At 41.1% G+C, this 8,681-nt stretch carries 6 protein-coding genes; 4 read left to right on the forward strand and 2 right to left on the reverse strand.

Annotated elements, in window-relative coordinates:
- The first annotated feature begins 81 nt into the window (after positions 1-81).
- Complete coding sequence (locus tag AACU25_RS29465) at positions 82-525, forward strand: hypothetical protein (RefSeq protein ID WP_096581748.1); 444 nt, start codon at positions 82-84, stop codon at positions 523-525.
- Between the two features lie 514 nt (positions 526-1,039).
- On the opposite strand, the gene AACU25_RS29470 is transcribed toward AACU25_RS29465, so the two are convergent.
- Positions 1,040-1,336 (reverse strand): hypothetical protein, encoded by a 297-nt coding sequence (locus tag AACU25_RS29470; protein WP_096581750.1) that lies wholly within the window; start codon positions 1,334-1,336, stop codon positions 1,040-1,042.
- Between the two features lie 408 nt (positions 1,337-1,744).
- Positions 1,745-3,862: a TonB-dependent receptor plug domain-containing protein gene (locus AACU25_RS29475; protein ID WP_096581752.1), complete on the reverse strand. Its 2,118-nt coding sequence runs from the start codon at positions 3,860-3,862 to the stop codon at positions 1,745-1,747.
- A 455-nt stretch (positions 3,863-4,317) separates the two neighbouring features.
- Here AACU25_RS29475 and AACU25_RS29480 point away from each other — a divergent pair, with 455 nt between their 5' ends.
- The 3 genes from AACU25_RS29480 to AACU25_RS29490 are packed head-to-tail and all read left to right on the forward strand — an operon-like array spanning position 4,318 to position 8,594.
- Positions 4,318-6,582 (forward strand): ATP-binding protein, encoded by a 2,265-nt coding sequence (locus AACU25_RS29480; RefSeq protein ID WP_321206918.1) that lies wholly within the window; start codon positions 4,318-4,320, stop codon positions 6,580-6,582.
- Positions 6,583-6,586: 4 nt separating this feature from the next.
- The gene (locus tag AACU25_RS29485) at positions 6,587-7,036 is read left to right on the forward strand and encodes a response regulator (RefSeq protein WP_096581754.1); all 450 of its coding nucleotides are present in this window, start codon (positions 6,587-6,589) and stop codon (positions 7,034-7,036) included.
- Positions 7,037-7,049: 13 nt separating this feature from the next.
- Positions 7,050-8,594: a hybrid sensor histidine kinase/response regulator gene (locus tag AACU25_RS29490; protein WP_096581756.1), complete on the forward strand. Its 1,545-nt coding sequence runs from the start codon at positions 7,050-7,052 to the stop codon at positions 8,592-8,594.
- Positions 8,595-8,681: the final 87 nt, after the last annotated feature.

Raw genomic sequence — 8,681 nt, forward strand, 5'->3', positions numbered from 1 at the left:
CAGTCTTTTTACAGAATTTTTAATGTATACCAGTGATTTTTCTGAATTTAATCACTCAGGGCTGATTTTCAGAGAAATAATGTGTTTAAGTTTCATGTAGGGTTAAGTGCGATCGCTTCAACAATAAGCCTTAATGGTCAAGGTTTAAGGCTTAATGGTCAAGGTTTAAGGCTTAATGGTCGAGGTTTAAGGCTTAATGCTCAAGGTTTAAGGCTTAATGGTCAAGGTTTAAGGCTTAATGGTCGAGGTTTAAGGCTTAATGCTCAAGGTTTAAGGCTTAATGGTCAAGGTTTAAGGCTTAATGCTCAAGGTTTAAGGCTTAATGGTCAAGGTTTAAGGCTTAATGGTCAAGGTTTAAGGCTTAATGGTCGAGGTTTAAGGCTTAATGGTCGAGGTTTAAGGCTTAATCTTGTAAGGTTGATGACAAAAGTTGATTGGCGATCGCACTTTACAATAGTTTTCGCATATTTGAACCACATCTATCGTAGGGGCACGGCACCGATCAGTGGTGTCAACTTAACGTGAAACCCTCTTGGTTGCAAGGTTTCGCCCTCACCCCCAGCCCCTCTCCCTCAGGGAGAGGGGAGCAAGAGATTCAATTCCCCTTCTCCCTGAGGGAGAAGGGGTTAGGGGATGAGGGCGCGAGGTATTTGTACAACGCCCGCCCTATATAGCTTTTAGCTTAAGTTGACACCAATGGGCACCAATAAGGGACTTCCAACTAAAAAAATATCCCGTCGCTGAGTAGGCAGGGGGGCAGGGAGCAGGGAGCAGGGGGAGAAAGAAAAATATTATCTAAGTAAATTGGATAATTTATTTTCTGGAAGTCCCTAAGATATGTGTATCCCCGAAAGTCTGTGGATGGCGTGCCCCGAAAAATTTATTCAGGCGAACTAGAATTTTCCCTAATTCTATATTTTATACAGGATAAAACCAAGCGATTTCGTACATTAAACCTCGTGCAAGAGGTGGGGCAAGGGTAAAATACAAAACCTTTTCCCCTTCCCCCTTCCCCCTTCCCCTTTTCCCCACTATTGATTCACTCCCAAGTTGAGACATCGCGTAGTAAATCGGGAATTTGCTCTTGCGATTGAGGGAACTCTAGCAATGTTTCTCGATAACCTAAATAGCCAGACTCCGCAAAAGATAACAGCATTCTTGTCAGCGCTATCCACACTTCTGGCTCATATTCCCAATCACGATAACGCCCAGATTTACCAGCAATTGAACGTAGTGCCCAGAAATAAGAATTTCTCACCACAGAACCCCCTTTTTTAAACTCTGGTAAGTCCTCGCGGTTGATGATTAGCACCTGATTTTCAATTTTGGCTCTCATCTGATATCAGGAAATCTGAAAAAATAAATTCTCTCATATATTGTAGGATGCGTTAACGCAGTGTAACGCATCGTATTTAATATTCGGTGACTATTCAAAAAATAAATTTTCTCATATATTGTAGGATGCGTTAACGCAGTGTAACGCATCGTATTTAATGTTTGGCGACTATTCAAAAAATAAATTTTCTCATATATTGTAGGATGCGTTAACGCAGTGTAACGCATCGTATTTCATGTTCGGTGACTATTCAAAAAATAAATTTTCTCATATATTGTAGGATGCGTTAACGCAGTGTAACGCATCGTATTTCATGTTCGGTGACTATTCAAAAATATATTCGCTCAACGCATCATATTTGATGATATTGGTGATGCGTTAGGCTAACGCCTAACACATCCTACAATTCTACAATTCTGAAGATAAACCTAGGCGGAAGGTAAAGCCAGGACTATAGATACGATTAACTCGTTCGTATTGTTCACCTAATAAGTTTTCTAGGTAAACTATTAAGCCTAAACTTCTCGTCAATGGAATGCGTCCACTCAAATCTAAGTTGAGAAAAGAAGGAGCAAAATCTGTAGGTCGGTCGCCAGTTCTATTAAAAAGAGAGCGACGCGCGCCACTGTTGTAGGTAACATACAAATTAGCTTGCCAACCTGAATTTTGATAACCTATACCTGTTTGCAATACAGAATAGGGAATTAAACCTAACTGTAAACCTCTTTCATCTCCGGTTTTAATTTGGGCATCTGTATAGGTATAGTTGACAAAAGTTGACCAATTACGGGCAAATTTTAATTGCAAAGCTGCTTCTAAACCATTGGTATCGACTAAGCCAATGTTTTGCCATTTTCCAGCGATGACTCCTAGGCGATTGTCTAAACTACTGCCAAAGTAGGTAAATTGTCCAGTCAAATTTTCTGAGAAGTTGATATCAACTCCCGCAGTCCAAGAAGAACCTGTTTCTGGTTTTAAATCAGGGTTAGGTTCCCAACCATGAACTGTATCGTAAACATATAACTGATCTAAACCTGGATTACGCTGTCCTCCTGTCCAGCTACCCCGTACAGCAATGCTGGGTGCAACAGCATAACGCAACCCCACGCTAGGATTTAAATAATCCCCAAACTGGCTATCAAAGTTTTGTCTTAGCCCTAAATCTATCAGGAAATTATCGCTGATATTCAATGTATTGACGGCAAATAAGGCTGTGGTAAAAACACTTCTATCTTCGGTTTCATTGGTTGCAATTCTATTAGGACTGCTACTTAAAACATCACCAGTTAAGTCAGTATTTTTTAAATCTAAACCCCAACGCAATTGATTATTTGGGGTCATTCTCCATTGATGATCCAGTCTCGCTGTGAATTGTTGTGTGTCTAAAACACCTGTACGATAAAATTCTCTACCTTGAAAAACTGTAGGGCCGTAGGTACTGAAATAATCTTGGTTATAACCAAATGTGGTAGTTAAAATCGAATTTTCACCATTTCCTAGACGAGTTTTCCAAGATAAGCCAGCGTTAAATCCATCATGATCTAATCGGTCTCTTTGGAGAGGAAAACCAAAATAAGTTAAGCCGCGACGACTGCTTAATTTAGTAATATCGAAATTCAGAGAATTTTTTTTATCTAAATCTACACCAACACTGCCAAAGTAAGTACTTGTAGCTGTATCAGCATTAAAGAAAAATCCTTGGGAATCGCGATTGGCTGCGCCTACAGGAATGCGGTAACGGTTATCTGTAAAATATCTCTCAAAGCTGAAGTTATATTTGACAGCACCAGTCGAGCCAGCATAAGTAAATTGTTGATTGTTTTGGCTTAAAGAGCCAAATTCTACACTACTGGTTAATTTGGGTTGACTATAACCTTCTTTGGTGATGATATTAACTACTCCACCAAAGGCTGATGAACCATATAAAGCCGATGCAGCACCACTGTAGAGTTCTACTCGCTCAATCGCTTCTACAGGAATACTATTTAAATCTGTGCCACCATGATATGTATTGATATTGGTGTTAATTGCTCTGCCGTTAATCAAAAATACAGATTGATTAATAGAAGCGCCACGGTAATATGTACCTGTGTGAATATCTGCACCATGACCTGCATCATTGATAGCAAATCCTGGCATTCTTTTTAAAACATCAGCCAGACTATTAGCACCTTGCTTTTTAATTTCTTCCTGCTCAATTACATAAGTTGGAGTTGATTGCGGTAGAGTATCTTCTGCTCCAATTACTTCTATGTTGATATCTGCTTCATCGTTAGAATTGGAGTTTGTTGTGGGATTATCTGCTGGTTGAGTTTCGGAATTTTCTGTGTCGGTTGCTGGTGCTTGCGTTAATAATTCAGCATTTGTAGAGGGTAACTCAATTTCACTGATATCGATAATTTGGGTAATTACTGCAGGCAATTTCTCAGCATTTTCCTGCTTGATTTCAGCCTCAGATGCAAAGCCAGCAGCATCTAACAGTACAGTTTGCACAATAACTGGCAGCAACAAAAGACATTTATTCACGTTATTCTCTCACACCCGTAAAAACACTCACTAAGTATATTTTTTGGGTGCTTGCTAATAAATGTCAAAAGACAAGCTGTCATAGTTAGTTATTTAAGTAATTTGTCAGAGTTATCTAGGATTGATATTTAATTGGGAAAAATATCTACGTTAAAAATGATGCGTTACGCTATCGCTAACGCATCCTACGTGAATTTCAAAAATCAAATATGAGTCATCTAAGAAAATTTTTTTGTTCTATTGATTTGAGATATCAATAATTGATTTTTTTGGTTTCATGTCCCAAAATTTTCAGACAAAATGTTATTTTAATGAGAGAAAGGTACTATATTTTATATCTTTTTTGACTAATTAATTTAATTTATATCTGAAGATAGATGTTGAATAGAAAATAAAATTTTTAAAAAGATTAAGGTTTTAATTGTTGCTGTTAATGTGTAATTTACAATTTTATTGTGAGCTTAAGTCCTGAGAATTATCCCGAAAATGCTGCGATCGCACCTTTTGAGGTGGACTTGACGAATTGCGATCGCGAACCAATTCACATTCCTGGCTCAATTCAGCCGCATGGGCTGCTATTGGCGTTGACTGAACCGGAACTCACCATTGTGCAGGTGAGCCGAAATACTGATGAAATATTGGGCGTTGCGGCAACTGAGTTAATCAATCAACCCATCAGTCGTTTGCTAGATACACAGCAAATAGATTTTTTACGCAATTGTTTAATTAAAGAAGATTTGACACTCGTTAACCCCATCGAACTGACAATTGCTGTGGGGGAAGCGCGGGCTTTTGATGGAATTATCCATCGCTCAGATAGTCTGCTGATACTGGAATTAGAACCTGTACTACATCAAAAGAACTATACATTCTTCAATTTTTACCATTTAGTGAAAGCCGCATTATCTAAAGTTCAAAATGCCAGTACTTTAGATGAATTATGCCAGATCATCGTCAAACACGTGCGCCAAATTAACGGTTTTGATCGCGTCATGATCTACCGCTTTGATGAAAACTGGCATGGTACAGTCATTGCTGAAGAAAAAGCAGCCCATCTCAGCCCTTACCTGAATTTGCGCTATCCGGCTTCCGACATTCCTAAACAAGCCAGACAACTCTACAGAGACAACTGGTTACGGCTAATTCCGGATGTGGACTATCAACCAGTAGCTTTGCTCCCCCACCACAACCCTGTAACTAACCAAACCACAGATTTAAGCCACTCAGTACTCCGCAGCGTTTCGCCGTTACACATTGAATATTTACATAACATGGGTGTGAAAGCATCAATGTCGATTTCCCTCCTCAAAAATCAAAAACTCTGGGGATTGATTGCTTGTCACCACGAATCGCCCAAGTATGTACCCTATGAAATTCGTAGCGCTTGCGAATTTCTGGGGCAAATGACTTCTCTAGAACTAGCTGCGAAAGAAAACAGCGAGAATGCTGAACATAAGATGCAGTTAAAAGCCGTACAGTCCAAGCTAGTAGAATACATGGCGGCGGAGGCAAATTTTGTTGACGGATTGATCACTCAAGAACCCAATTTACTAGATTTGGTAAATGCTACAGGGGCGGCTGTTTGTATTAACGGCGAGTACCAAACCTTGGGGAGAACGCCACAGCATCGAGAAATTGAGCAATTAATTAACTGGCTGAGTCAGCATATCCAAGAAGATGTTTTTCATACCAATTCCCTATCTCAGTTGCTGCCAAAGGCTAGCGAGTGGAAAGATGTTGCTAGTGGGTTAATGGCGCTGTCAATTTCTCAAAGCCAGAACAGCTATTTACTTTGGTTTCGCCCAGAGGTATTGCAAACTGTAGATTGGGCAGGGAATCCTCATAAGCCTGTAGAACTAGCAGATGATGGCAGTTTACGGCTATCCCCCCGCAAATCTTTTGATTTGTGGAAAGAAACATTGCAACAACAATCTCTACCCTGGGAAAACTATGAAATAGAAGCCGTATGGAATTTTCGGAGTGCAATTGTGGGTGTGGTGTTGCGGAAAGCCGATGAACTAGCAAAGATGAATGTAGAACTTCAGCGCAGCAATGATGAATTAGATGCCTTTGCTTATATTGCCTCCCATGACTTGAAGGAACCACTGCGCGGTATTCATCATTACTCCAGCTTTCTTATAGAAGACTACGGCAATAGATTAGATGACGAAGGCATAGCAAGGCTAAGAACGCTGATTAGACTCACACAGCGCATGGAAAATTTAATCGATTCGCTGTTGCACTTCTCGCGCTTAGGGCGAGTAGAACTAGATATTCAGCCCACAGACTTAAACGATTTAGTGCAGCGAGTTATAGATGTGCTGAGTGCCAGAATTCAAGAAACAGGGGCAACAATTTGCATTCCGCGTCCTTTGCCCACAATTATGTGCGATCGCGTCCAGGTGAGCGCCATCTTTACAAATCTCATTGCTAATGGCATTAAATATAACGACAAGCCAGAAATTTGCGTAGAAATCGGCTATCTAGAACCAATGATCCTCTACGTGCGCGACAACGGCATTGGCATTCGCGATCGCCATTTTGAATCGATTTTCCGCATCTTTAAACGGCTACATGGCCCTACGCAATATGGCGGTGGTACAGGCGCAGGTCTGACCATCGCCAAAAAAGTCGTGGAAAGGCATGGTGGTAAGATTTGGGTTGAATCCACTTATGGGGAAGGAAGTACTTTCTATTTCACATTGCAGGAGGTCAAATAATCAAATGGTAGGAAACGCTACTCAACCGTTGCTAGTAGTTGAAGACAGTGATGAAGACTTTAGCACTTTTCAGCGATTGTTGCAGCGAGAAGGCGTGGTCAATCCCATATATCGCTGTATCACGGGCGATCAAGCCTTGGACTTTCTCTATCAAACCGGATCTTACGGCGACCCGGATATTGCACCCCGTCCCTCAGTGATTTTACTTGACCTGAATTTACCAGGAACTGATGGGCGGGAAGTTTTGCAAGAAATTAAACAAGACGAAGTGTTAAAGAAAATTCCTGTTGTCATCATGACCACCTCTTCTAATCCTAAAGATATAGAAATTTGTTACTCTTACTCTATAAGTAGTTATATTGTTAAGCCCCTAGAGATAGATCGTCTCACCGAGACGGTTCAGACATTCATCAAATATTGGTTGGATATTGTTGTACTCCCTGAGACGGGTTAAGTAAGGCGTAACTATGCTCCAGCATACTGTTTTGATTGTTGATGACTGCCCTGAAGACCGGGAAATTTATCGTCGCTATTTAGCGAGCGATCGCCTACACAGCTATACCATCCTAGAAGAAGAGTTAGGAGAACCAGCACTAGCTTTATGCCAGAAGATTCAACCAGATGCCATCTTACTGGACTTTTTGTTACCAGACCTTGATGGATTGGAATTTTTAGCAGAATTAAAGCAGTCTCTCACCAATCCACCACCTGTAATTATGGTCACAGGGCATGGCAATGAAACAGTAGCAGTGCAGGCATTGAAAAATGGTGCCCAAGACTATCTAATTAAAGGCAAAACCACATCAGACAGTCTGCAATTAGCAATGCGGTGTGTGATTGAAAATACGCAACTCCGTCAGCAACTCTACTACAGTCAAGCGCAATTCTGCGCTTCTACCGAAAATATGCTCGATTGCTTTGGCATTTACTCTGCCATTCGCGATGCAGCCGGGAAAATTGTGGATTTTCGCATCGAGTATGTCAATGCAGCAGCCTGTGAAGCTATTCAGAAGACTGCAGTAGAGCAAATTGGGCAGAAGTTGTGTGAAACTTTACCAGCCAATCGCCCATCTGGACTGTTTGCAGATTATTGCCAAGTAGTACAAACAGGCAACCCGCTACGTAAGGAATCCTTAATTTACAACGATGTTGATGGACAGCAGGAGTTAACAAAAGCTTTTGATATTCACATCAGCAAATGGCAAGATGGCTTTGTCGCCTCTTGGCGAGATATTACAGAACGCAAACAAGCAGAAATTCATCACCGTCAATTACTCCTACAGGAACAAGCAGCGCGGATGGAAGCAGAAGCCGCTAGCCAAGCTAAAGATGAATTTATTACTATCATTTCCCATGATTTGCGCTCTCCTGTGAATAGCATTCTCGGCTGGACAAAACTTTTACAAAGCGGCAATCTGGATGCAGTCACTACTAGCCGCGCCTTAGATGCGATCGAAAGAGGTGCGACATCTCAAGCTAGATTAATTGAAGATTTGCTGGATATTTCCCGCGTGATTCGGGGTAAGCTGGAACTTAAAATTGGTACAGTTGATTTAATTAGCATCATAGAATCAGCTATCACCACCGCCCATCCCTCAGCTGTAGCGAAAAATATTAGCCTCAATTCTGTACTACCCCAAGATATTACTCAGATATGTGGCGATCCTCAAAGATTCCAACAAGTGCTGGGAAATTTGCTGTCTAACGCCATTAAATTTACTCCCAATCAAGGGCAAATAGAAATCAAGCTAGAGCAAACCAAAACAGAAATTCAAATTACTGTCAGCGATACTGGACGTGGTATTAGTACTGAATTTTTGCCTCATATCTTTGAGCGTTATCGCCAAGAATCCAGCAGTCATCAAACAGTCGGTTTGGGATTAGGGCTGGCAATCTCTCGCCACATTGTAGAACTTCATGGAGGCACAATCAGCGCTACTAGCTCTGGTGAAGGTCAGGGTGCAACTTTTATGATTCAGTTACCCATTTTTCGTAGGTTTCAACAGGTTTAGGGATTGGGGATTGGGGATTGGGGATTGGGGATTGGGGATTGGGGATTGGGGATTGGGGATTGGGGATTGGGGATTGGGAAAAGGGGA

Origin of the sequence: Tolypothrix tenuis PCC 7101 (genome assembly GCF_963874875.1) — a bacterium.
GTDB classification, from domain to species: Bacteria; Cyanobacteriota; Cyanobacteriia; order Cyanobacteriales; family Nostocaceae; genus Aulosira; species Aulosira tenue.